The sequence below is a fragment of the Vibrio sp. YT-19(2023) genome, from assembly GCF_033337395.1.
Genome location: NZ_JAWOQN010000435.1, coordinates 1 through 738, shown reverse-complemented (window position 1 = coordinate 738; position 738 = coordinate 1). Strand labels below are relative to the sequence as shown.

Sequence of the window (738 nt, the reverse complement as noted above, 5' to 3'; positions counted from 1 at the left end):
TTGAGTTGTAGCCGAAATGTCGATAAAACACACAATGTCGCACTCTATCTGTCCGATTCGCTTTGCCCCATCTCCACGCTTTGATATAAAGACCACTAGAAATTTTCTGAGATGTACCGATCAATTCAAATACGCCACTTCAACCGACTCAAGCGCAGCGTCCTACTTTTTGCTTCTGTGCTACTACTTTCTGCCTGCCAAATTGAGTCGCAGCCGAAAAGTGAATTCGAGAAAATCCAAGAGCGCGGAGTGCTACGCGTTGGCACGCTCAACAACCAACTCTCGTACTACATTGGTCCTGATGGCCCTGCGGGTTTGGATTATGAGCTGGCGCGTAAATTTGCAGAAGAGTTGGGCGTAAAGCTAGAAATCAAACCCGCTTTCAGACAAGCCGACCTTTTCCCTGCCTTAAAGAAGGGCGACATCGATATTATTGCTACGGGGCTTAATCAAACCTCACAAGCCGTCAAACGTTTTAGACCTGGCCCTGCTTATTATTATGTTAGCCAGCAAGTGGTCTACAAAAAGGGCCAGCTTCGTCCTCGTGATATTGAGCAGCTTATCGAGTATCAAGCATCCAAAGACAGTCAATCAGAAGAAGACGTGAATGCTGGCGCACAAACATTGAAAATTGTCGAACAGTCACAATATGTTCCGACACTGACGGCATTGAAGAAGCAGTATCCTGAATTGCAGTTTGAAATCGTGGGCGATGCTGACACTCGCGATCTACTGAAA

At 46.3% G+C, this 738-nt stretch carries 1 protein-coding gene; it reads left to right on the top strand.

What is annotated here, in order from left to right; genetic code table 11:
- Positions 1–123: 123 nt before the first annotated feature.
- Positions 124–738, top strand: a 615-nt coding sequence (locus R7E78_RS26375) for a transporter substrate-binding domain-containing protein (RefSeq protein ID WP_411913773.1), incomplete at its 3' end; no start/stop codon positions are given.